Source organism: Micromonospora pallida (assembly GCF_900090325.1).
GTDB lineage: Bacteria > Actinomycetota > Actinomycetes > Mycobacteriales > Micromonosporaceae > Micromonospora > Micromonospora pallida.
Genome location: NZ_FMHW01000002.1, coordinates 1,259,162 through 1,280,144, shown reverse-complemented (window position 1 = coordinate 1,280,144; position 20,983 = coordinate 1,259,162). Strand labels below are relative to the sequence as shown.

At 69.0% G+C, this 20,983-nt stretch carries 21 protein-coding genes; 6 read left to right on the top strand and 15 right to left on the bottom strand.

The features are described from left to right. Nucleotides 1–5: 5 nt before the first annotated feature. The 4 genes from GA0074692_RS05700 to GA0074692_RS05685 are packed head-to-tail and all read right to left on the bottom strand — an operon-like array spanning nt 6 to nt 3,421. Entirely contained in the window at nt 6–908 is a 903-nt protein-coding gene (locus GA0074692_RS05700; protein ID WP_091640108.1) for an inositol monophosphatase family protein, read from the bottom strand. Between the two features lie 14 nt (nt 909–922). Further along, nucleotides 923–1,576 (bottom strand): hypothetical protein, encoded by a 654-nt coding sequence (locus tag GA0074692_RS05695; protein ID WP_091640106.1) that lies wholly within the window; start codon nt 1,574–1,576, stop codon nt 923–925. Next, a complete protein-coding gene (locus tag GA0074692_RS05690; protein ID WP_091640103.1) occupies nt 1,573–2,574 on the bottom strand; it encodes a hypothetical protein in 1,002 nt (333 codons plus the stop codon). The genes GA0074692_RS05695 and GA0074692_RS05690 overlap by 4 nt, the downstream gene beginning before the upstream one ends. A 55-nt stretch (nt 2,575–2,629) precedes the next feature. Next, nucleotides 2,630–3,421, bottom strand: a complete 792-nt coding sequence (locus GA0074692_RS05685) for a class I SAM-dependent methyltransferase (RefSeq protein ID WP_091640101.1) — start codon at nt 3,419–3,421, stop codon at nt 2,630–2,632. 363 nt (nt 3,422–3,784) lie between these two features. Between GA0074692_RS05685 and ngcE the strand changes: the two genes are divergently transcribed. From ngcE to GA0074692_RS05665, 5 genes are all read left to right on the top strand, one after another. Then, nucleotides 3,785–5,200 carry an N-acetylglucosamine/diacetylchitobiose ABC transporter substrate-binding protein gene (ngcE, locus tag GA0074692_RS05680; RefSeq protein ID WP_091640098.1) on the top strand — a complete coding sequence of 472 codons (1,416 nt, stop codon included), beginning with the start codon at nt 3,785–3,787 and terminating at the stop codon, nt 5,198–5,200. Nucleotides 5,201–5,255: 55 nt separating this feature from the next. Further along, nucleotides 5,256–6,164 carry a carbohydrate ABC transporter permease gene (locus GA0074692_RS05675; RefSeq protein WP_091640095.1) on the top strand — a complete coding sequence of 303 codons (909 nt, stop codon included), beginning with the start codon at nt 5,256–5,258 and terminating at the stop codon, nt 6,162–6,164. Continuing rightward, nucleotides 6,161–7,066 carry a carbohydrate ABC transporter permease gene (locus GA0074692_RS05670; protein WP_091640093.1) on the top strand — a complete coding sequence of 302 codons (906 nt, stop codon included), beginning with the start codon at nt 6,161–6,163 and terminating at the stop codon, nt 7,064–7,066. Before GA0074692_RS05675 ends, GA0074692_RS05670 begins: the two co-directional genes overlap by 4 nt. Before the next feature lie 108 nt (nt 7,067–7,174). Then, nucleotides 7,175–7,315 (top strand): hypothetical protein, encoded by a 141-nt coding sequence (locus GA0074692_RS34565; RefSeq protein WP_176738318.1) that lies wholly within the window; start codon nt 7,175–7,177, stop codon nt 7,313–7,315. Next, entirely contained in the window at nt 7,312–7,920 is a 609-nt protein-coding gene (locus GA0074692_RS05665) for a DedA family protein (RefSeq protein ID WP_091640091.1), read from the top strand. The genes GA0074692_RS34565 and GA0074692_RS05665 overlap by 4 nt, the downstream gene beginning before the upstream one ends. Before the next feature lie 214 nt (nt 7,921–8,134). Here the strand turns inward: GA0074692_RS05665 and GA0074692_RS05660 are convergent, their stop codons facing one another. From GA0074692_RS05660 to GA0074692_RS05625, 9 genes are all read right to left on the bottom strand, one after another. Continuing rightward, nucleotides 8,135–9,502 carry a hypothetical protein gene (locus GA0074692_RS05660; RefSeq protein WP_091640089.1) on the bottom strand — a complete coding sequence of 456 codons (1,368 nt, stop codon included), beginning with the start codon at nt 9,500–9,502 and terminating at the stop codon, nt 8,135–8,137. A 70-nt stretch (nt 9,503–9,572) separates the two neighbouring features. Next, nucleotides 9,573–9,803 (bottom strand): hypothetical protein, encoded by a 231-nt coding sequence (locus GA0074692_RS33845; protein WP_141725173.1) that lies wholly within the window; start codon nt 9,801–9,803, stop codon nt 9,573–9,575. 682 nt (nt 9,804–10,485) lie between these two features. Continuing rightward, nucleotides 10,486–11,550: a hypothetical protein gene (locus GA0074692_RS05650; protein WP_091640084.1), complete on the bottom strand. Its 1,065-nt coding sequence runs from the start codon at nt 11,548–11,550 to the stop codon at nt 10,486–10,488. Between the two features lie 128 nt (nt 11,551–11,678). Further along, nucleotides 11,679–12,014 carry a hypothetical protein gene (locus GA0074692_RS05645; protein ID WP_091640081.1) on the bottom strand — a complete coding sequence of 112 codons (336 nt, stop codon included), beginning with the start codon at nt 12,012–12,014 and terminating at the stop codon, nt 11,679–11,681. 134 nt (nt 12,015–12,148) lie between these two features. Beyond that, complete coding sequence (locus tag GA0074692_RS33840) at nt 12,149–12,475, bottom strand: hypothetical protein (RefSeq protein WP_141725172.1); 327 nt, start codon at nt 12,473–12,475, stop codon at nt 12,149–12,151. A 190-nt stretch (nt 12,476–12,665) separates the two neighbouring features. Beyond that, nucleotides 12,666–13,169, bottom strand: coding sequence for a hypothetical protein (locus tag GA0074692_RS05640; RefSeq protein ID WP_091640078.1), 504 nt, complete (start codon nt 13,167–13,169; stop codon nt 12,666–12,668). A gap of 160 nt (nt 13,170–13,329) precedes the next feature. Beyond that, nucleotides 13,330–13,770 (bottom strand): hypothetical protein, encoded by a 441-nt coding sequence (locus tag GA0074692_RS05635; protein WP_091640076.1) that lies wholly within the window; start codon nt 13,768–13,770, stop codon nt 13,330–13,332. A gap of 85 nt (nt 13,771–13,855) precedes the next feature. Next, nucleotides 13,856–15,136, bottom strand: a complete 1,281-nt coding sequence (locus tag GA0074692_RS05630) for an aminotransferase family protein (RefSeq protein WP_091640073.1) — start codon at nt 15,134–15,136, stop codon at nt 13,856–13,858. A gap of 598 nt (nt 15,137–15,734) precedes the next feature. Beyond that, complete coding sequence (locus tag GA0074692_RS05625; protein WP_091640071.1) at nt 15,735–16,709, bottom strand: SDR family oxidoreductase; 975 nt, start codon at nt 16,707–16,709, stop codon at nt 15,735–15,737. A 214-nt stretch (nt 16,710–16,923) separates the two neighbouring features. Here GA0074692_RS05625 and GA0074692_RS05620 point away from each other — a divergent pair, with 214 nt between their 5' ends. Continuing rightward, nucleotides 16,924–17,817 (top strand): helix-turn-helix transcriptional regulator, encoded by an 894-nt coding sequence (locus GA0074692_RS05620; protein ID WP_091640069.1) that lies wholly within the window; start codon nt 16,924–16,926, stop codon nt 17,815–17,817. 95 nt (nt 17,818–17,912) lie between these two features. Here the strand turns inward: GA0074692_RS05620 and GA0074692_RS05615 are convergent, their stop codons facing one another. Further along, nucleotides 17,913–19,442 carry a GMC family oxidoreductase gene (locus GA0074692_RS05615; RefSeq protein ID WP_091640066.1) on the bottom strand — a complete coding sequence of 510 codons (1,530 nt, stop codon included), beginning with the start codon at nt 19,440–19,442 and terminating at the stop codon, nt 17,913–17,915. Then, entirely contained in the window at nt 19,439–20,950 is a 1,512-nt protein-coding gene (locus tag GA0074692_RS05610; protein WP_091640063.1) for an aldehyde dehydrogenase family protein, read from the bottom strand. Before GA0074692_RS05610 ends, GA0074692_RS05615 begins: the two co-directional genes overlap by 4 nt. Between the last annotated feature and the right edge of the window lie 33 nt (nt 20,951–20,983).

Sequence of the window (20,983 nt, the reverse complement as noted above, 5' to 3'; positions counted from 1 at the left end):
GCCGTTCACCAGCCGACGCTGGTCAGGCTGATCGGCGTGAGGCGGCGGACCTGCGGCTCGATCCACTGTGCCGCGGTCACCAGCTTGACCAGCCGGTCGATCGTCTCCGGCGGTCCGGCGACGAAGCTGCGCCGGTCAGCCGGGCACCCGTACCGGTCGTCGAAGCAGCCACCGTCGAGGGCCCGGACCACCATGCCGGCCTCGACAGCCAGCAGCATCCCGGCCGGCAGGTCGACCGCCTCCGGGCGGTAGCCGACGATGCCGTCGATGTCGCCCCGGGCCAACATCACCCAGGACAGCAGCGGCGCCCACAGTTGCAACACGCGCCGGGCGGTGGAGTCGAGCACCACCTTGAGGGCGCGGGCGGTGCTGTCGTCCCGGCGTACCTCGTGTCCCTGTGTCCAGGCCAGCACCGGCGCGGCCGGCACCGGCCGGTGCGGTGTGCGCAGCGGCTGGCCGGCCGGGCCGTCCACGTGCACGAAAGCGCCCTGGCCACGGACGGCCGACCAGGTACGACCGGCAACCGGGTCGTGCACCACCCCGAGCACCGGCGAGCCCCGGTCGCAGAGCGCGATCCCGACCACGTACGCGGGCAGCCCGATCGCCACGTTGTTGGTGCCGTCCAGCGGGTCCACCAGCCACGTCCAGGAGTCGTCGGTGGCGTACTCGCCGCCTTCCTCGGCGATCACGCCGTGTTCCGGCCAGCGGGCCCGGATCCGGTCGACGATCAGCCGTTCGGCGGCCAGGTCCAGGTCGGTGACCAGGTCCCCGGAGTCGTTCTTGGCCCGGGCGTGCAGCTCGCCACGGGTGCCCCGGCGCAACAGCCGCCCGGCGTCCCGGGCGGCCTCCACCGCGAACCGGTGCGCGTCACGCAGGTCCGATCCGCGCCCGCTCGGCTCCACGTCCATGTCTCCTCCAGCCCTCAGCCCCGTGCCACCAGTCGAGCGATCTCCCGCGCCATCCGCGCGGTCTCCGCCACGTCGCAGCGGTCCCGGCTTATCCGGTGGCTGCGCCCGTCCACCGCGCCGAGGCTGAGGTCGCACGAGCCGGGCGCGGCCCGGCCGAGCACCACGGTCACCGCCGGTTGCCCCGCGTCCACCTCGGAGGTGTGGAAGCCACCGGCGCGCAGCGCGTACGAGTTGCCGGCGGAGTGCGTCTCCACGGTGGCAGTCGTCGCCGTCACCAGCCGGTCGGTGGCCACCATCTCGTCGACGTCGTCCCGGCTGTGCACCTCGTACACCCGCCAGGCGGGGTCGGCGGGAGCCTCGGTCACCTCGATCAGCTCGTTGCGGATCCGCCCGTGCAGCACGTGACTGAGCAGGTCCCAGCTGTGCGAGTGCACGGTGGACGTGGTCGGCTGGACGGCCGGTGGCTCGGCTGGCCAGGCGTGCACGCAGATCCCGTCGGGGCCGGTGCGGTTCACCGGCAGGCAGGTGAAGCCGAGCGGATGCCGTACGGCCAGCAACGACCGCCGCACCTCGGCGACGTCGTCGAGGACGCCCAGCACCCAGTCGCGGAGCCGCTCCGACCGGGTGGCCCGATCGATCTCGCGTTCGAGGTCGGCGTAGCTCATCATGCGTACGGGTTCCTCGCCTGGATGGCCCGGCTCACGATGTCGGCGACCTCGCGGTCGCCGAAGGACCGGGGCAGTGGCAGTCCGAGCACGGTGAGCAGCCGGCGGACCTGCTCCACGGACGGCTCGTCGTCGAGTCTGACTTGCGCAGCAGCCTCGATCGGCACCCGCCGGCTCTGCTCACGGCTGTACTGCAACTCGATGTTGTAGCGGTTGTAGTAGAGCTCCTTGCGGTCGATTCTCAGCGCCGGGGTCTGCGGGTTCTCCTGGGTGATGATGACGCAGCTCGAGGAGAGGTCGTAGCGGAAGGTGGTCATCTGCGCGGAGACCCAGACGTCGATGGTGAGCAGCCCGGAGCGCTGCCGGTGCCAGCAGGCGGCCAGCACGGTCGCGTAGGACTCCTTGCGGGTGCGGTCGACGGTCCACCGCTCGCCTGGCTCGTCGGGGGCGAGGCTGCGCCGGAACCGAGCGTACCGCTCGCAGACCTCCTCGTCGGTCGGGTCGATGATCTCGATGGCGAAGTGCAGGGTGGCGTTACGCCGACGGGCGTGCTCCAGGCACTCGGGCAGGGTGACCGCCCGGGTGTAGGTGCCGGTGCCGCCCTTGAAGTTCCACCGGTCGGTGTGCCGGCGGGCCTCGGCCAGGGCCTGCCCGACCTCGCTGCCGTGCAGGACGCGGACCATGGAGACGCTGTCGATCGTCTCCCGGGCCCGGATCAGCGCCCCCTCCGGGCCGATGATCTCCTGCATCTGCGGTACCAGTTCGGCGAGCCGGTCGCGGGTGTCCCGGACCACCTGCCGTACCTCGCGATCGGCGGTCTCCCGGCGCAGCCGGTCGCGCAGCAGCGCCTGGGCGAGCACACCGAGGATGAGCAGGATGGCGCTGTTCACCACGTCCTGGCTGACGCCGTTGTTGAGCCCGAGGATCGCGACGACCAAGGCCAGGAGCAGCCCGATGAACGCGTCGAGATTCTTGACGACCCAGGTGAAGAGGCCGGCCATGAGATCCCCCGGTCGACGACGGAACCTCCATGATAGCTCTTTGTCAACCTGACGATCACGTGTTGTTTCGGGGCACCGCGTCCTGAGGCGACGGTGGATCGCCCAGTCGCCGGGCGGCGCAGATCAGCGACCCGCCGAGCGCCGGTGCGATCCGGGCAAGCAGTCGGGAGGTGACCCAGCGCCCGCCGGGCAGCCGCCACCCGACGTGGTTGGAACGCAGCGCCAACGGCGCGAACCCGGCCCGGCGCAGCGCCCGCCGCAGCAGCGACGCGGTGAACGGCCGGATGTGCAACCAGAGGTACGGGTGCAGCGGATCCACCTGGCGGGGCGCGCGGCCGGCGAGGAACGCCAGCCGGTCCTGGACGGTCGCCAGGTTCGGAGTGGTGAGCACCAGCAGCCCACCCGGGGCGAGGACCCGGTGGCACTCCCGCAGCAGCGCCACCGGGTCGTAGACGTGCTCGATCAGCTCACCGGTCAGCAGCCCGGCGAAACTGCCGGCGCGAAACGGCAGGCCGCGGGTGGCGTCCAGACAGACCGGCAGCGCCCGACCCGCGGTGGCCCGACGGGCCGCACCCAGCGCGGCCTCGGCCATGTCCGCCACCACGAGCGGCACGGGCAGCTCCGCCGGGTCGACCATGCTGCACGGGCCGCAGCCCAACTCCAGTACCGGCCCTCCCCCGAGGATGTCGTCGACCATCAGCCGGGCCGCGACCGCCCGGCGGACTCGGTGGTACGGGTCGTCGACGTACCCGTCGACCAGCGCGCCGTCGTGGTAACTACGCCGGTTGGCGCGCCGGCCGTGCGCCTGCGCGCTGCCCGACGAGGCCCCGGTCGCTGGCTCGGCCATCGCATCCTCCACTGCGCACGCCGCCTCCGGCGACGGCGATCGCCTCCAGCCTCGCATCATCCGGCGTCGCCCGGCGTGATCGCCGCGATGGCGCGCGCACCTGCCGGCGTGACGGCAGGGAACCGGCCGATCGCACCGTGCCGACGCCATTCGCCGTCCACGGCAGCTAACAATCCGTAACCAAACCAGGCACAAAGGAGCAACGCCGGGGCCGTAGGTCTTGAAGTCGGCGCGGTCCTGCCGTAGAAATTCTTCAGCAATATTCGACGAAATGAAGACTAACGACAGGCCGCCCCGCCCATCGCGCGGTGGCCGTCGTCCCCCGAAGTCCCTCGGCTGCCCGAACCGATTCGAGGAGAGAGCATGAACAGGCGTGACATCCTGCGGCGCAGCGCCGCCGCCGGCCTGCTGGCCACCCCTGCCGCCGGCCTGCTCGCCGGCTGCGCCACCTCCGGCGGTGGCGACAAGGGCAGCACCGAGGTGTACAAGGGCACCAAGAGCGAGCAGAACCCGCTGGGCGTGAAGGAGGACGCCCCGCTGGAGGTCGTGATCTTCAACGGTGGGTTCGGCGAGGACTACGCCAAGGCCCACGAGGCCATGTACACCGAGCGGTACCCCAAGGCGACGATCAAGCACTCGGCCACCCAGGAGATCAGCAAGACCCTCCAGCCGCGCTTCGTCGACGGCACCCCACCGGACGTGGTCAACAACTCCGGCGCCGGCCAGATCGACTTCAACGGCCTGGTCTCCCAGAACGCCCTCGCCGACCTCGGCGAACTGCTCTCGGCACCGAGCCTCGACATCCCCGGCAAGACCGTCCAGGAGACGCTGCTGCCGGGCGCGGTGGAGGTCGGCTCGTACGACGGCAAGTTCCTCGTGATGAACTACACCTACACCGTCTACGGCATCTGGCACTCCACCAAGCTCTTCGCCGACCGTGGCTGGGAGTACGCGAAGACCTGGGACGACCACATCGCCCTGTGCAAGAAGATCAAGGCCGCGGGCATCGCCCCCTGGACGTACGCGGGCAAGCACCCCCGCTACATGAGCTGGCCGGTGATCTCCACGGCGATCAAGTTCGGCGGCCCCTCCGTGGCCACGGCGATCGACAACCTGGAGCCCAACGCCTGGAAGTCCGACGCGATGAAGGCCGCCGCCGACGCCTGGCACCAGATCGTCAAGGACAAGTACATCCTCGACGGCTCGCCGGGGCTGGACCACGTGCAGTCGCAAACCGCGTGGTGCCAGGGCAAGGCCGCGTTCATCTCCTGCGGCTCCTGGCTGGAGAGCGAGCAGAAGTCCGTCACCCCGCCCGGGTTCAACATGACCGTGGCGCCGACGCCGAGCCTCGGCGGCGGCGACAAGCTGCCCTTCGAGGCGATCCGCGGCACCGCCGGCGAGCCGTTCATGGTGCCGGCCAAGGCGAAGAACGTCGCGGGCGGCCTGGACTACTTCCGGACCATGCTGTCGAAGAAGGGCGCCCAGGACTTCACGAAGAAGGTCTCCAGCCTGACCGTGGTGGCCGGGGCCACCGAGGGCGTGGAGCTGCCGTTCGGTCTCACCACCGTGGTCAAGGCGCTGGATGCCTCCGGGGCCAACGGCTTCAACTGGGTCTACAACAACTACTACCGCAAGCTGGAGCGCAACCTGGTCGACGCCGCGTGCGGCGAGTTCTTCAGCGGCCGGATCGGCCCGGCGGAGTTCCTGGACCTGTGCCAGAAGGGCGCCGACTCGATCGCCCAGGACAGCTCGATCACGAAGTACAAGCGCGCGGCGTGACACCCCGGCCGGGCGGGGCGCTGCCCCGCCCGGCCGCCGCCGGAGAGTAGGCACCATGAAACACGGCAAGTACCCGCTGATCGTCACCTTCCTGGTGCCGCCGCTGCTGCTGTACGTCGTCTTCGTCGTCTCGCCGTACCTACAGGCGTTCCAGATCTCCACCACCGACTGGCTGGGCTACTCGGCCGAGGCCAACCCGGTGGGCCTGGCCAACTTCCGGGCCCTGTGGCACGACGACTACGTCTGGAACGCGTTGAAGAACAACGCGATCCTGCTCGCCCTGGTGCCGGTGCTGACCATCGGGCTCGGCCTGTTCTTCGCCACCATGCTCAGCATGGGCGGGCGCCGGGGTCGGGCCGGAGTCACCGGGGTACGCGGCAGCGCGCTCTACCGCACCGTCTACTTCTTCCCACAGGTGCTCTCGGTGGTGATCATCGCGGCGCTGTGGAAGGAGGTCTACCAGCCCAACGCCGGGCTGCTCAACGGCATCCTGCGCGCGGTCGGGCTGCCCGCGCCGCCCTGGCTCGGCGACCCGCGTACCGCGTTCTGGTGCGTGCTGGCGGTGATGATCTGGGCCAACGTCGGGTTCTACGTGGTGCTCTTCGGCGCCGCCATGTCGGCGATCCCACGGGAGATCTACGAGGCGGTGCTGCTCGACGGCGCGTCCCGCTGGACGACGCTGCGCCGGATCACCATCCCGCTGCTGTGGGACACCGTGCAGGTTGCCTGGATCTACCTGGCCATCGCCGCGCTGGACGGCTTCATCCTGGTGCAGCTGATGACCAACGGCGGCCCCAACTTCTCCTCCGACGTCATCGGCGTGCGGCTGTACGACACCGCATTCGGCAGCGAGACCAAGTTCGGGTACGCCTCGGCGATCGGTGTGGTGATGTTCTTCCTGACCCTGTCGGTGGCCGTGCTGGCGCTGCGGGTCAGCCGACGGGAACGGATCGAACTGTCGTGACCACCCTCGACAAGACCACCGACGTCGCCGCCGGCCGGGGCCGGGCCGCCGGGGCCGACCGGGCGGTACGCCGCGACCTGGGCGTGGTGAACGTCCTCTCGCACGGCTTCCTGGCGCTCTGGGGCGCGCTGACCGTGCTCCCGCTGCTGTGGATGTTCCTCAGCTCGTTCAAGAGCAACGCGGAGATCCTGGCGGACCCGTGGGGCCTGCCCGGCGAGCTGCGTCTCGACAACTGGGTCCGGGCGTGGACCACCGCGCACATCGGCCAGTACTTCCTCAACAGCGCGATCGTCGTCACCGGCTCGGTCGCCCTCACCATGCTGATGGGTGCCACCGCCGCGTACGTCTTCGCCCGGTACGAGTTCCGGGGCCGTCAGCTCGCGTACTACCTGTTCGTCGGCGGCCTGATGTTCCCGGTCTTCCTGGCCCTGGTGCCGCTGTTCTTCGTTGTGAAGAACGCCGGGCTGTTCGGCACCTGGACGGGGCTGGTCCTGGTCTACGCCGCGTACTCGCTGCCGTTCACGGTCTTCTTCCTCACCGCGTTCTTCCGCACCCTGCCGACGTCGGTGGCGGAGGCGGCGCTGGTCGACGGCTGCGGCCACTTCCGGTTGTTCTTCCGGGTGATGCTGCCGATGGCCCGCCCGGGGATGATCAGCGTCGCCATCTTCAACTTCCTGAGCCACTGGAACCAGTTCCTGCTGCCGCAGGTGCTGTTGCAGGGCGACGACTCGAAGTGGATGCTGGCCCAGGGCCTGGCCGCGCTGTCGGTCAGCCAGGGCTACGCGGGCGACTACGCGCAGCTCTTCGCCGGCCTCAGCATCGCCGTGGTGCCGGTGCTGCTGGTGTACGTGGCCTTCCAGCGCCACGTCCAGTCGGGTCTGACCGCCGGCCAACTCAAGTAGTCAGCCGGCGTCGCCGGAGCAGAGGGCCGGCGAGCAATACGTCCGACCCGTTGTGCCGGATAGCAGATGTATGTCCGGTTTCGCCCTTGCCCGGGTACGGCAGTGGCGATGTGCGCGGCGCCGGTCGGCATGCTGCTCGCGGTGGCGGGGAACCAGCCGTTCGTGTCGCTCGTACCCGAGCCCCGCCGCTACCCGACGCTGCCCGGCATCCTGGCGTTGGCCGGCTTCACGGCCGGAGCGCCCCGGTGACCGCGGCGGGTTTCCCCACCAGCCTGGTCGCCCACTACGGCTACCTGGGCCTCGCCCTGCTCGTCGGAGTGGAAAGCTTCGGCGTGCCCGCGCCCGGGGAGACAGCGATCATCCTCGGTGCCGGATACGCAGCGCACGGCCACCTGGCCATCGTCGGAGTCGCGGTGACCGCGTTCCTGGCCGCGGTGATCGGGGACAGCATCGGCTACCTGATCGGCCGCACCGGCGGGCGGCGGCTCATCCTTCGGCACGGCCGCTACGTACGCCTGACGCCAGACCGGTTCGCCCGCCTGGAGACGGTGATGAGCCGGCACGGGCCGAAACTCGTCGCGGTCGCCCGGTTCGTCGAGGGCCTGCGGCAGTTCAACGGGCTCATCGCCGGCGCCACCGGCATGCCCTGGCGACGCTTCGTCGCCTACAACGCCCTCGGCGCCGCCGCCTGGGTGGCCGTGTGGGCGACCGCCGGGTATGTCGCCGGGGACCACATTCGCGCCGTCGTGGCGGACCTGCACCGCTTCCAGTGGTACCTGCTCGCCGCCGTGGCCCTCGCCGCCCTCGCCTACGCCGGATGGCGGCTCACCCGGCGCCTGTCCCGCCCCGAGTAGGCCGCCGGTTCCTGCTTCAGTTGCTCGGCACCCTCGAAGGTTCAGGCGGCCAGCAGCCCGACGCCGAGGCTCACCACCCCTGCGGCGAGAGAGAGCGCGCCCACATTTTCCCTTAGAAGGTGCACGTGACTTCTGCGCGTTCGGTGGCTGTCAGTGGGTGGCAACTGTTCTCGGCGCGACCTGACGTACGGCATCAGGTTCAACCAGGCATTCACTAACCGTCGTCGGGCTCGCGGCTGGTGACGGTGAACGCGTCGGCGCCGAGGGACAGCGACGCCTCGGCGGTGTGCGAGACGGTGTGAGGGGCGATGAGCGCGGCGGTACGCAGTGACAGACGTACGGGGCGGGGAAATCTCATCGCCCGTAGTCCCCACGTATCGCCACCGTCGGGGACAGCGAGGTTGACCACCGCCGAGGCGTCACGTACCACGCCGTACTGGGTGTGGGTGGCGGTGTAGTCGGCCAACGTGAGCTGGGCTTGCCCTGGCATGTCGGCCACCGGGGGCTGGGGTGAGCCGGACGGAATCACCGCTCGGGTCCAGTGGTCATCTGGAAACCAATCGGCGACCCCACGGGCCAGGCTGGGATTCCCGGCGATCCACTGCTCGGCCAACCGCCGGAACAACTGGTCGCGCTCCGCCCCGCGCTGCCCGGCGGCGGTGAGCACATCGGTGCCGGCACCGGCGAAGGCATCGCACAGCTCCCGCAGCGGAACCCGGCCGACACGCATCGCGTAGCGCACCGTCCGCATCTCGAGCATCGCCTGGCGGAGCACCACGGCGGCCTCCAACGCGCCGCCCTGCACCAGTGGCCGCTTGGACTGGCGAGGGTTACGCCTGGTGGAGTGGCCGCGCGGGGTGTACGCGTCCGCCGACTGGCCAGCGTGCGACAGGTGCCACGACGGGTCATCGAACCCGATGGAGGCCGAGGCAGCGAGAAGGCGACCCTGCGCACCGACACGGATCTCGACTCCGGCGGTATCAGCGGCCAGGGTGGCGCCGAACTCGTCACCGCTGTCGAACCGCACGTCCTGAACGTCGCTGAGGGTCAGTTGCACGACCGCGTCCCCGTGCCCGCCCGGCATGACGTAGCGGCGCGGAGCCGCGACGGCGACGTAGCCGCCGAGTTTGTGCCCGGCGCGTTCCACCTGCACGACGCGGACCTGCGCGCGGGCCAGGTCGTAGTCCTTCGCGACGCTCTCCACGGCCGCCGCGGTCAGCGGCGCAGTGCCGGGCTGAACCTGCCCCCGGTAGTCGCGGTAGTGCGCACCCCCGTGGACAAGCGGGGGCAGCAGAGGCTCCAACCGGTGTCCGGCGACCGCAGCCTGCTCGATCATCCATGCCCGACGGGACGGTCCCAGGTCTGCCATCCATACCAGCGCAGCCCTCGCGCGCCGCTCACGCAACCACGCCGGGCAACCGAGCGCCGTCTCGAACAGCGGGAAGGTGTTGTTGTCCCAGACGTCCGCGATCGCGGCGACAGCCTGCCGGTCGAACTGGCGGCCATCGGCCGCCAGTTCCCCGATGCGGGCCACCGAGCGGTCCAACAGCGCGGCGAACATCGACATGGCGGCCCCGGTCATGCCCGCGAAGCCTAGTCCCGCAAGGTCAGCCAGAGCGACGACCCGATGGATTGCTCCTGCCGGACCTTGGCTAGTTGTACAGCCAGAAGGCAGCACAACCGAGACACAACACAAGCAGGACGGCCGAGGCTACCAGCAGCACGAGCAGCGTCAGCAGTTCGTCGCTGCGCGTCGTCGGCGCAGGCGGCTCCGGCGACGAACTACTGTCGGCGCACTCGCGATCGGGCACATCCTGATCATGCCAGAGCGGCGGGTTACGCGGGTCTATACGGCCGTCGGTCAGGGATAGCCGCATCGTCATCCTGCCATTGGATTACCGCATGCCACGGACCGTCTGCCACGCCCGCGACGTCGACCTCGAACACACTCCCCTCCGGGAACCGCAAATCGTACGGACCACCCAGATCGAGCAGAAGCTGCCACGCCTCCGGATCGGGCTGACCGTCGCGGAGCCGTACGTTCCAGCCCTTCCTATCTACGACCTCTACACCTACCGGGTGAGTGATCGCCAAGGAGGAGTTCATGCCCCATTCCAGGACCGCAGGACCGTCGAACACGAGGACGGCCTCATTGACGGCGTCGCCGCTACGACCATCCACTGCCGTCCTCCCCCGGTCGTGTTCAAGCTACCGCCCCAGGCCAGTCGACGTCGCCAGGGCAGTCGAACGAGCCCATCGAGGCGCCCCTCAATCGGGCCACCCCGCTCGGAGCGATCCTGCGGCCCCTACCATCAGCGGCCATGGGCAGCCGGGCGAACTACGTAATCGTCCGAAACGGACGATCCGAGCGGTACGCGCAAGGCGGTGGCGCCGGCCACGGGCTCGACTACCACTTCGCTGGCGGGCCTGACATCACACTTCGCTGGCTCGCCCAACTCGGCGACTACCGGGACGACTTCTGGTTCGACGACCTGGTCTGCGAAGGCTGGGTGCTCATCGACGTCGACGCCCGACACCTACTGCGGTTCGGCGTATGGCCGCCGGTCACGCCGTCTCGTGGGACGAAACAGAGTCCTCCCCGGCGGGAAGACTCCACAGCATCATCTGGAAGGGGTCCTCGCCGCAGGTGAGCCAGGTGCCGTCGCCCAGCGCCATCGGGTCCTCCGTTACGGGCATCGGGTACTCGACCTGACCGAACACCTCTCCCCGCGCCGTGTCGATCAGCCAATGCCGCGGGTGGCCATGTCTCTCTATGGTGCTCGCGACTACCGTGCGGTCGTCGACGAAGCCGCACTGGTAGCCCCAGAAGGGCTCCTCCTCGGTATCTGCCCACGCCTGGAGATGCGGCGCAAGCCGGTGAGCGGCGACCTCGTGCGTCACCGCGCCGTCGGGCAGACGATGGATTGCCGGCTGCATCCCCCAGTGAGCGATCGTGAGGAACCGCGTACCGCACGGGCTGACATCGACGAGGCAACGGTCGTCGTCACCGATGCGGGCGACAGTGAGTCGAGTGCCGTCCCACCGACCCCACCGCAACGGCGCACCGTCCTGGCCCTCGCCGACTCTCAGGCCCATCTGACCAGGGTCAGGGTGCGGAACGTGGTGAGAGCCGGCGGCCCCGGTGTCCGTCGAAGCCCGTCCCAGAACCCGGCCGTCGACGGCGTCGAGCACGAGCCACTCCTCGTCGAACTCCGACTCGACGTCATCCGGCAGCGGGGTACACACGTGCGCCCACACCGTCGAGCCGTCCGCGCTGACCCAGCAGGAGCCCGAATCGGAATAGCGGTGTTCCTTGCTGCCTGCGTACTCCTCGTAGGAGTCGTGGAAGGACAAGCAGGAGTTCCAGCACGCGTGCAGCACCTTCCAGCGCAGCGCACCGGTTGCGTCGATCGCGTACAGCGCGTGCTGACCGCTGAAGACCGCCAGGTCGAGGGTCGGGCTCACCGCATCGGCCCCGCCCACCCCGCGCGGCCACGGCGCGGGAAACCGGGCCGCGGGACCATCGTCACCAGCACGGAGCCGGTCAAGGTCGTACGCCAACAGCTCGTCGTCCCGGCGGATCACGACGAGCCGGCGATGCGGCCACCGCTGGACGGCGGGCGTGTCCACGGTGCGAGGGGTATCGGGTACGCGAGGAGCGTTCGCCGGCACACGGAAGGACGACACCAGGCGAGGAGCGAAGAGCATCTGATCATCGTGTCAGGATCCGCCAGATGGAAGTTGGCGGATCCGGTAGGTCAACGCGACCGGAGACGACCAGGTGCATCATCGCTCGGCCGGTGCTGGATCGATGCGACCCGCAAGAAGAGCACCAGAGCCAGGACCAGAAAGGGTACGGACGCCAGCCACAGCAACAGCTTCGTGCCGGGGCTCGCCCCGAGCACGACCGGTAGTTCTGAGATGAGGGCAGCAGCGCCGGTCGCGCCGAGCAGCAAGCTCACCTGCCGGACCGAAGGCCCGGCACCGCCGCGGTGCACTCGGTCCGGCAAGGCGCCGCGCCACTCGAGCCATCCGCCGAGCAGGATCATCAACGTGCCACCCACGACCAGGATGTACGCGACCAGCGTGCCCATCAGCTACCTCTCCAACTGTCGACGGACCGAGGTGCCCCGGACCACGTACGGCATGAGCACCTCCCCGACCAAGGCGATTCGCCCGTGATAGCAAACCCCTTCTGCCGACAGCAGCAGCATTCGTGACAACTCAGTCAGCAGTGCGGCAGCGACGGCTGGTTGGTGGTTCGGTTCGCGTTGATGTAGCCGACGATTTCCCGGCCGCTGTAGACCACGACCTGGAACCAGCGGTTCGTGCCGTTCGACCATGATCCGTCCGTCCAGCACAGCGCCGTGACCCAGGTACCGCCCGGCACGGTGTACACCACCGCGCATGGGCCGATGTACGGGCAGCCCAGCAGCGACGTGGTTTGCGGAACGTACAGAGAGCCAACCGCAGCGGCGGGTACGGATGGCGCGACCAAGGCGAGGGCAAATGCTGCGGCGGCGGTGATTGTGGCGGCCAACTTCCGGATCATCATCCAGCCTCCTGACCTAACGTGGTGAGCCAGCTTCACACCGTTACCCACGTAAGGCCACCCTCCGATCGGATGAGACTTGACGTTCTCCCCCGTCTCAGGGCGGCGCGGATAGGAGCTTTCGCCCCGGACGAACAACTGCGCGCTGGTCGAGCAGAACCGATCCACCAGCGCGCATGACAGCACCGACGTGTCAGTTCAGCGCCGTGGACGGTTCCGGAAGGTACGTCGCGTACTTCTTCTTGATCAGCGAGTTGTAGGCGTAACCCCACAACCGGGTGCCGCGGAAGGTCCACACCCTACCGGCGGTCACGTCCACAACGGCGGGTTGAGCCAGCGCGGCGAAGCCGGCCAGATTCAGCCGGTAGGCCTTCTGGGTCAGGGCGGTGGCACCCGCCTCCGCCGTCGTCGTCACGAGAACCGGCAGCACGATGACGCCGGACTGCATGCCTCGCCACTGACCCTTGCGTGCCAACCCCAGGTTCACCACCGCATCGACGAACTCTCGCAGCACCGCCTCGTCGACCCGATCTGCCGGTGCGGCGACCGTGAAGATGTGCATCCTCGTCAGCGCCCGAGTCTGCGCCCGGTACCCGACCACGGCCGACGTCGAACCGACGCTTTCCTCCGTCACCGCACACCCGTCGGCAACCAACCGTTGCCGGACGACATCCAGATAGGCGTCCACAGAAATCATCTCAACGGCCCTCCTCTCGACTCCTCAACCGATCCAACAGAGAAGAGTAGGCCGGCACCACCACAACGGCAGACCCACCAGTTGTCCACCGCAGACGGCCAACAAGAACATCGCTGGTCGATCAGTTGATTCGGTCGCCTCCGCTGACGGCTACGCGTCTTCACCGAGCCTCGCCGTTTCCTTCGTCGGACCGGTCACGGGTGCGCTGCTGCTCGGTCAACCACCGGGCGACCGCTCGCTTGCCCGCCCGATAGTTGAGGTAGTCCTGCGCGTCGACCTTGCCGCCACTGTGTTTGTCCAGGATGGCGACCACCTGCTCGGCCGGAAGAGTGAAACTCTCCAGCGACAGCAGCTCGTACACCCGCCGCCCCTCGTGCCCGCGGCCGAAGCGCCTCCTGATCCGCACACCGGGCGCCACCCGGATCTCCAACTCCGGATTTTTCCAGTCGGCGCCCCTCTTCGCCACCGTCAACATCTCCACCGAACTCCACGGCAGCCGCGTCGTGGCACCACGCGCCCGAACAGTCATCCCCGCCTCGTCGACGTCGATGTAGAACGACCAGAAGAGGGCGGCCAACGCCAAGGCGGCACCGAGAAACACGGCCGCGCTCGATGTCCGGATGCCGAAGAACTACGCTGAACGCCACATTCTCCGGCATCGCTCCGCGCCGTATCGGGTGTTCGGATCAGGCGTGCGCTGTGGCGGCGACGTCGACGGCATCGCTGATCTTCTGAATCATTTCCGTGGTCTCGTCGGCGGTGATCGTCAGCGGGGGCGCTATCCGGATCACGCCGCGTTCGTGGCGTACCATCACTCCCGATCGGACGGCCGCGTTCCCGATGGCAGCGGCGGACTCCGGGCTGTCGGCCTCGATGGCGATCACCAGTCCGAGCCCGCGTACATCGGTGACGAGCGGGCTCGATTCGAGCTTCCGCAGTTCGTCCAGCAGCAGAGCACCCTGGGTTGCCGAGTTCTCGACGAGTTTCTCGTCGGCCATGACGTCGAGCACGGCGTTCCCGACAGCGCTCGCGACGGCGTGGCCGCCTGTCGTGTGCCCGTAACGGAGGCCGCGGGCGATCGGTTCCCGGGTGAACGTCGCCTTGATCGGCGAGGTGACCGTCACCGCGGCCAGCGGAAGGTAACCGCCGCTGATTCCCTTGCTCATCGTGACGATGTCGGGCGTGATCCCTTCGTGCTCGAAGCCGAACATCCGGCCAGTGCGGCCGAATCCGCAGAAGACCTCGTCGAGGATGAGCAACGTGCCGTGCTGGTCGCACAGTTGCCTGAGCCTGGCGAGGAATCCGTTCGGCAGCACGACACAGCCCCCGAGGCCCAGCAACGGCTCGACCATGACCGCTGCGGCGGGCGGGCCGGCCTCGATCGCCTGGGCGAACAGTGCGATAAGTGTGTCGGCGCCCTCTTCGGTGCGCAACGCGCGCGGTGATGCCGGCAGGGCGACGCGGTCGATCGGGAAGGGCGCGGACCATTCGCTGACGGTGAACGGCAACCCGGAGAGCTGCTGGGCCAGGTGGGTCGTCCCGTGGTAACCCGCCTCGAAGGTGATGACCCGATTGCGGCCCTCGCCGATGTTGTGCCAGTACTGGAGGGCGATCCTGAGGGCCGCCTCCGTGGCCTCCGAGCCGCTGTTGACGAGGCAGGTCTCGTTCAGCTCGCCCGGCAGGATCGCGGCCAGCCGCGACGCCAGCGTCTCGGCAGGGTCGTGGCTCGACACCATGGGGTCGTAGTGGACGAGTTTCTGGAGCTGTTGATTCGCGGCTTCGATCAGCCGTGGATGTCCGTGCCCGCACGACGCGTTCAGAACTCCGGAGACGCCGTCCAGGTACCAGTTGTCCTCCGCGTCACGGACGCGGTTGCCCCGCGCCTCGACGATGCGCAGCGAGCCGGCCTGCTGGGTGATCGGCGTCCAGGCCCGCCAGAGGGAACTCGTTGAAGTGGAACTGGTCATGTCTAACTCCCCAGGGACCGGTGGTCGGGTCTTCAGGACTTCCGCTCGGCAGTGCCCGAGATTGATGTGATGAGCGAGTGGTGCCGGCGAGAGCCGAACTCCTGGGCTCCGTAGCCGGCGGTCCGCCCAGAATTCGATCCCCGGGCCGCCGGCGCCGCGTCCTCGGATGCCTTGCGGTCGGTGCGCTGCGCGTCCAGGCCGAATGCCAGCCGTGCGCTCAACAGAGGGAGTCTGTCTGTCACCTGGTCCCCCCGTTCTCCGCTGTAAGTCGCGGTTCCGCAGCCTCGGGGCCGGCTCGGCGATGGGAATCCGGAAGCGTTGGGCTGCTGCCGGTGGATCTCGAGCTCGTCGTTGGAAACGGCAAGCACAAGGCCACGGCCACGTAGTCCGCCCCGCTGCGACCCGGAACAAGTTTGCGCGGACTCAGGCCTGCTGAGGTCCTAACAGGTAACAGGACCGTCCTCGTTGCCCTGCGTCCTCCCGCCCGTAGTGCGGCGGGCCGCCGCCGCAGCGGATGGTGAGGGCGCGGCATGGGCCTCGCGGCGCGACGGCCGTAGCCAGACCGCTCGATCCGCGTCTCGCCGGCCGGCTCGGTCGCTCATCTGCCGTCCCTCGGAGCCGTCCTGGAAAGCTCGTCCGGGAAGGACGTGTGAGTGAGTTTCTCGGAGATCCGCCAGATACGTCGGGCGTCCTCCTCGCTGCGCAGCCGGGAGTAGACGGGCTGTTCGGCGGGTGCCCCGGCAAGGTGCCCGAGACCGCTGGGACCGTAGAAGCGGGCGCCGCGTGCGTCCGGGGAGGTAGCCGCGAGCAGGGCCGGAAGCGCCGCCGTCTCGACCGTGCCGAGGAGGATGCCGCGGCGGGAGAGAGCGCGGATGATGCGTACGCCAGCGGTGTCCGTTGTCCGGCCCATCTCGGGACGCGCGGCCAACAGACTGGTCGGGGCGACTCCGGGGTGGGAGATGTTGCTGCTGATCCCCCAGCCGGCGGCCTGGCTACGTCGATCCAACTCGAGCCCGAACAGGCCGAACGCGATCTTGGACTGGCTGTACGCGCGGCGGCCGTGGTAGGACCGTTCCCAGTTCAGGTCGTCCCAGTTGATGGCGTTCTCGTTCGCGGCGATACTGATCTGCGAGGTCACCCGCGCGCGCCCCGCTCGCAACAGGGGCAGCAGGTGGGAGACCAGAGCGAAGTGACCCAGGTGGTTGCTGCCGAACTGGAGCTCGAACCCTTCCTCGGTGGTCTGCCGGTCTGGTGGAGTCATCACGCCGGCGTTGTTGATAAGCATGTGGATCGGACGGTTCTCGCTGCGCAGCGTGGCACCGAGCGCGGCGACCGAGCCCAGCGACGACAGGTCGAGCTCGCGCAGGGACACGGCGGATTTCGGGTGCTGCCGCTTGATCTTCGTGACCGCCGCTTCGCCCTTCTGACGGTTGCGGACGGGCATGACGACTTCCGCACCGGCTGCGGCGAGGCGACTGGCCAGGACCAATCCGACGCCGTCGCTGGCGCCGGTGACGACGGCGAGTTTCCCGGAGAGGTCGGGAACGGTGATGTCCGGCTGTGTGCGTGCCATGCTGCTGCTCCTGGTTTCTCTTGATCGATCCCACGGTGGTACGCGGCGAAGGTGGGTGCGACTCCAGGCTGCACCGACACCACCGGGTCAACCACGGCCTACCGATCCGAGGCTTCCCGGACCGGGCCGACCGTGAAGGGGGGATCGACAATCCGAGGCTGCGGTCAGGCGCCAGTGGTAGAACAGCAGAGCGGCAACCAGGGAGGAAGCAGCCATGATCGATCGAGCCGGGCTCGCCGAGTTCCTCCGTCGCCGCCGAGAGTCATTGCAGCCCGAAGACGTCGGTCTCCCGCGCGGGCAGCGGCGCAGAACCACTGGTTTGCGCCGCGAAGAAGTCGCCACGCTCTGCCATATCTCCACCGACTACTACAGCCGGATCGAACGTGAGCGCGGACCTCACCCCTCCGAGCAGATGATCGCCTCGATCGCGCAGGGTCTACATCTGTCCCTCGACGAACGCGACCACCTGTTCCGCCTCGCCGGGCACAACCCTCCCACGAGAAGCGCGACCAGCGGACACATCAGTCCCGGTCTGCTCCGCATCTTCGACCGGCTCACCGACACCCCCGCCGAAATCGTCACCGAGCTCGGCGAAACACTGCGGCAGACCCCGCTCGGCGTCGCTCTCACCGGCGACCTCACCCGATACCGCGGCCCAGCCCGCAGCATCGGTTACCGGTGGTTCACCGACCCGGCCACCCGGGCCCTGTACCACCCCGACGACCACGCGCGGCACTCCCGCTTCTTCGCCGCCGGACTCCGTAGAACGGTCACCCTCCGCGGGCCTGACTCATGGGCTGCTCACCTGCAACACCTCCTGCTCGCCCGCAGCGAAGAATTCCGCACCGTCTGGAGCGAACACGAAGTCGGTGTCCGCCACAACGGCACCAAACGCTTCATGCACCCCGAGCTCGGCGCCCTCGAACTTGCCTGCCAGACACTTCTCGACCCCGATCAGTCACACTGCCTTCTCGTCTACACCGCCGTTCCCGGCAGTGAGAGCTACGAGAAACTACAGCTCCTATCCGTGATCGGAACCCACAGTGGCCTTACTCCTAACGTAATGACGGTGGGCGTGTCCTCGGGACGTGAGGAGCGTTCTGTCTGAACGTGAGGGATGACCGCAAGGCGTTGTGTGGGATCCTGTTCGTCCTCTGCACCGCGATCCAGTGGGAGTACCTGCCCCGGGAACTGGGATTCGGGTCAGACTGCGGCGGTGATCCCCCGCGCAAGGTCCGCGGCCTTCTCGGCAATCATCACCGTCGCCGCGTTGGTGTTGGTCGACACGATGGTCGGCATGACCGAGGCGTCGGCGATCCGCAGTCCGTACAACCCCTTCGCCCGGAGCTGCGGGTCCACAACCGCAAGCGAGTCCACGCCCATCCGGCACGAGCCGGCCGCATGTCCGTAGGACTGCACCGCCTCCCGGACGAACGCCGTGATCGTGGCGTCATCGGCGGCCAGAAGCGGGTGCGATTTCGCCCTCCAGTCGTCGAAGGCCGGCATCTCGCTGAGCTGCAGGGCGTGCCGGACACCGGACACCAGGGCCCGGATGTCGGTGGGTTCGTCGAGATAACGGAAGTCGATGCGGGGCGGCACCGCCGGGTCGGGGCTGGCCAGTTCCAGCACGCCCCGGCTGGCGGGACGCATGTGCCCGATGCCGAAGGTGTAGCCATGCTCGGGCGCCGACTGCCAGGGGTTGGTGAAGGGAACATGGATGAAGACGATCTGCAGGTCGATCGACGCCCGCCCGGGCTCACTGTCCAGCAGGAGCGTCGTCTCGCCGAGATTTCCGCTGGCGGGCGGGAGCGGGCGGCCGGCCTCGACGGTGAGGCCGGCCAGAATAATGTGGTCCTGGAGGCTCTGCCCCACGCCCGGCAGGTCGTGGAGTACCTTGACGCCGACGCGCTCCAGGGCCTGAGCGGGGCCGACCCCCGAGGTGAGCAGGAGGTGGGGCGTACCGATGGCGCCCGCGCAGAGAATGGTGTCGATCTCCGCCGCGTAGTGGCGCCGCTCGCCGTCGACGACCACGTCGACACCGAGGCACCGGTCACCGTCGATGACCACCCGCTCCACGAACGCTCCGGTCACCAGGCCGAGGTTCGCCCGGCCGAGCGCCGGTTCGAGGTACGCCGTCGCGGTGCTCTGCCGCTGCCCGTCAACGATGAGCAGGTCGTGGCTGCTGGCGCCGCGCAGCTCGGCGCCGTTCAGATCGTCGACGACCGGGTGGCCAGCCTGGGCCGCGGCGGCCAGGTAGGCCCGAGACAGCGGATGTAGCTGCGCGGCCGGTGCCGGACGGAGCGGGCCGGTCTGCCCCCGGTACGCCGGGTCGCCGTGGGCGGACGTCTCGGAACGCATGAAGTACGGCAGCACGGAGGCGTAGTCCCATCCGGTACAGCCGAGGTACGCCCAGGTGTCGAAGTCGCTACGGTCGCCGCGCAGGAAGGCCATCGCGTTGATGCTGCCGGTGCCGCCGACGGTACGTCCGCGCGGGATGTCATGGACCTTGCCGGTGCCGACCTGCCGGACGGTCCGGAAGGCCCAGTCCACCTCCGTCCGCTGCAGCGCCGGCCAGGTGGACGTCGTCGTGATCCGTTCGCTGAGATCGGCCCGGCCCGCCTCGATCAGCAGCACCCGGACCGCCGGGTCCTCGCTGAGCCGGGCGGCGAGAACGCACCCGGCCGTCCCAGCTCCCACCACGATGTAGTCGTAGTCGACGCGGGAGTCGCTCACAGGGACACCACGACTGTCTTGGTCTCGAGGTACTCCTCCAGCGACTCCCGGCAGGTCTCCCGGCCCCAGCCGGACTCCTTGGTGCCACCGAACGGGAGCGCCGAGTCGGCCGCCTGGTAGCAGTTGACCCACACCTGACCGGACTCGATTGCGGCGGCCATCCGGTGCGCCCGCGAGACGTCACGCGTCCACACGCCAGCGCCGAGGCCGAAGCGGGTGTTGTTGGCCAGTACCAGCACCTCCTCCTCGGTGTCGAACGGTACGACCGAGACGACCGGGCCGAAGATCTCCTCGTGCATGATCCGCGAATCCGGCCGGGCGTTGACGATGACAGTCGGCTCCACGAAGTAGCCGCCGGCGTAGGACTCGCCCTGCGGCGCGCGGCCGCCCGTGACCACCTCGGCGCCCTCGCTCACGCCGATCTCGACGTACCCGAGGACCTTGTCGCGGTGCTCGGCCGAGATCAACGGCCCCATCTGCGTGGCGGGGTCGGTACCTCGACCGAGCGTGATCGAGGCCGCGTGCTTCGCGAGCCGCTGGACGACCTCGTCGAAGACGCCGCGCTGCACGTAGAGGCGGGAGCCGGCGATGCAGCTCTCGCCCTGGGTGGCGAAGGCCGCGGCGGCTGCTCCGGCGATCACGGCGTCAAGGTCGGCGTCGTCGAAGACGATGTTGGGGGATTTTCCGCCCAGTTCGAGTGAGACGCGCTTGAGGTTGCCGGTGGCGGCTCGCACGATCGCCTTGCCGGTGGGTACCGAGCCGGTGAAGGTCACCTTGTCCACGCCGGGGTGCTCGACGAGGGCCGCGCCGGCGGTCTCACCGAACCCGGTCACGTAGTTCACCACGCCGGCCGGGATACCGGCCTCGACCGTGAGCTGCGCGAGCAGCGCGATGGAGATCGGGGTCTGCTCGGCCGGCTTGAGCACGATGGTGCACCCGGTGGCGAGAGCGGGCGCGAGCTTCTTGACGGCCATGAGCAGCGGCAGGTTCCACGGTACGATCGCAGCGACCACGCCCACCGGCTCTTTGAGGGTGTAGGCGTGGAACCTCCCGCCGTGGCTGGCCGGGTAGGAGATCGGAATCGTCTCGCCGGTGATCTTCGTTGTCCAGCCGGCGTAGTAGCGCAGTACGTCCACCGAGAACGGAATGTCGAAGTACCGCATCTCGTTGATCGGCTTTCCGCTGTCGATCGAGTCGAGCGCGGCGAGCCGCTCGGCGTTCTCCTCGATCAGGTCGGCCAGCCGCCAGATCAGCCGGCCGCGGGCCTGGGGGGTGAGCGACCGCCACGAGCCGCCTGGCGCGAAGGCGGCGCGGGCGGCCGCGACCGCCCGGTCGACGTCACTCGCGTCGCTGGCCGACACCTCGACGACCACCCTGCCGTCGGCGGGGTCATAGACCGGCAAGGTCCGACCGCTGGTAGCCGCCACCCACTCGCCGCCGATGAACATCTTCTCCGCGAGCCTGATGTCGGCCTCGACCGACGAGGCGGTCTGGAGCGCGCTCGTCATAGTGCAACCTCCTGAGAGAGTCCTGCCATACCA

Bases quoted from the DNA above. Each gene is read 5' to 3' on its own strand.
- GA0074692_RS33845 (WP_141725173.1), bottom strand. From the start codon at position 9,803: ATGACGATGCGGCTATCCCTGACCGACGGCCGTATAGACCCGCGTAAC.
- GA0074692_RS05675 (WP_091640095.1), top strand. From the start codon at position 5,256: ATGAAACACGGCAAGTACCCGCTGATCGTCACCTTCCTGGTGCCGCCG.
- GA0074692_RS05620 (WP_091640069.1), top strand. From the start codon at position 16,924: ATGATCGATCGAGCCGGGCTCGCCGAGTTCCTCCGTCGCCGCCGAGAG.
- GA0074692_RS05630 (WP_091640073.1), bottom strand. From the start codon at position 15,136: ATGACCAGTTCCACTTCAACGAGTTCCCTCTGGCGGGCCTGGACGCCG.
- GA0074692_RS05700 (WP_091640108.1), bottom strand. From the start codon at position 908: ATGGACGTGGAGCCGAGCGGGCGCGGATCGGACCTGCGTGACGCGCAC.
- GA0074692_RS05645 (WP_091640081.1), bottom strand. From the start codon at position 12,014: ATGGGCACGCTGGTCGCGTACATCCTGGTCGTGGGTGGCACGTTGATG.
- GA0074692_RS05690 (WP_091640103.1), bottom strand. From the start codon at position 2,574: ATGGCCGGCCTCTTCACCTGGGTCGTCAAGAATCTCGACGCGTTCATC.
- ngcE (WP_091640098.1), top strand. From the start codon at position 3,785: ATGAACAGGCGTGACATCCTGCGGCGCAGCGCCGCCGCCGGCCTGCTG.
- GA0074692_RS34565 (WP_176738318.1), top strand. From the start codon at position 7,175: ATGTGCGCGGCGCCGGTCGGCATGCTGCTCGCGGTGGCGGGGAACCAG.
- GA0074692_RS05610 (WP_091640063.1), bottom strand. From the start codon at position 20,950: ATGACGAGCGCGCTCCAGACCGCCTCGTCGGTCGAGGCCGACATCAGG.
- GA0074692_RS05640 (WP_091640078.1), bottom strand. From the start codon at position 13,169: ATGATTTCTGTGGACGCCTATCTGGATGTCGTCCGGCAACGGTTGGTT.
- GA0074692_RS05625 (WP_091640071.1), bottom strand. From the start codon at position 16,709: ATGGCACGCACACAGCCGGACATCACCGTTCCCGACCTCTCCGGGAAA.
- GA0074692_RS33840 (WP_141725172.1), bottom strand. From the start codon at position 12,475: ATGATGATCCGGAAGTTGGCCGCCACAATCACCGCCGCCGCAGCATTT.
- GA0074692_RS05685 (WP_091640101.1), bottom strand. From the start codon at position 3,421: ATGGCCGAGCCAGCGACCGGGGCCTCGTCGGGCAGCGCGCAGGCGCAC.
- GA0074692_RS05660 (WP_091640089.1), bottom strand. From the start codon at position 9,502: ATGACCGGGGCCGCCATGTCGATGTTCGCCGCGCTGTTGGACCGCTCG.
- GA0074692_RS05695 (WP_091640106.1), bottom strand. From the start codon at position 1,576: ATGATGAGCTACGCCGACCTCGAACGCGAGATCGATCGGGCCACCCGG.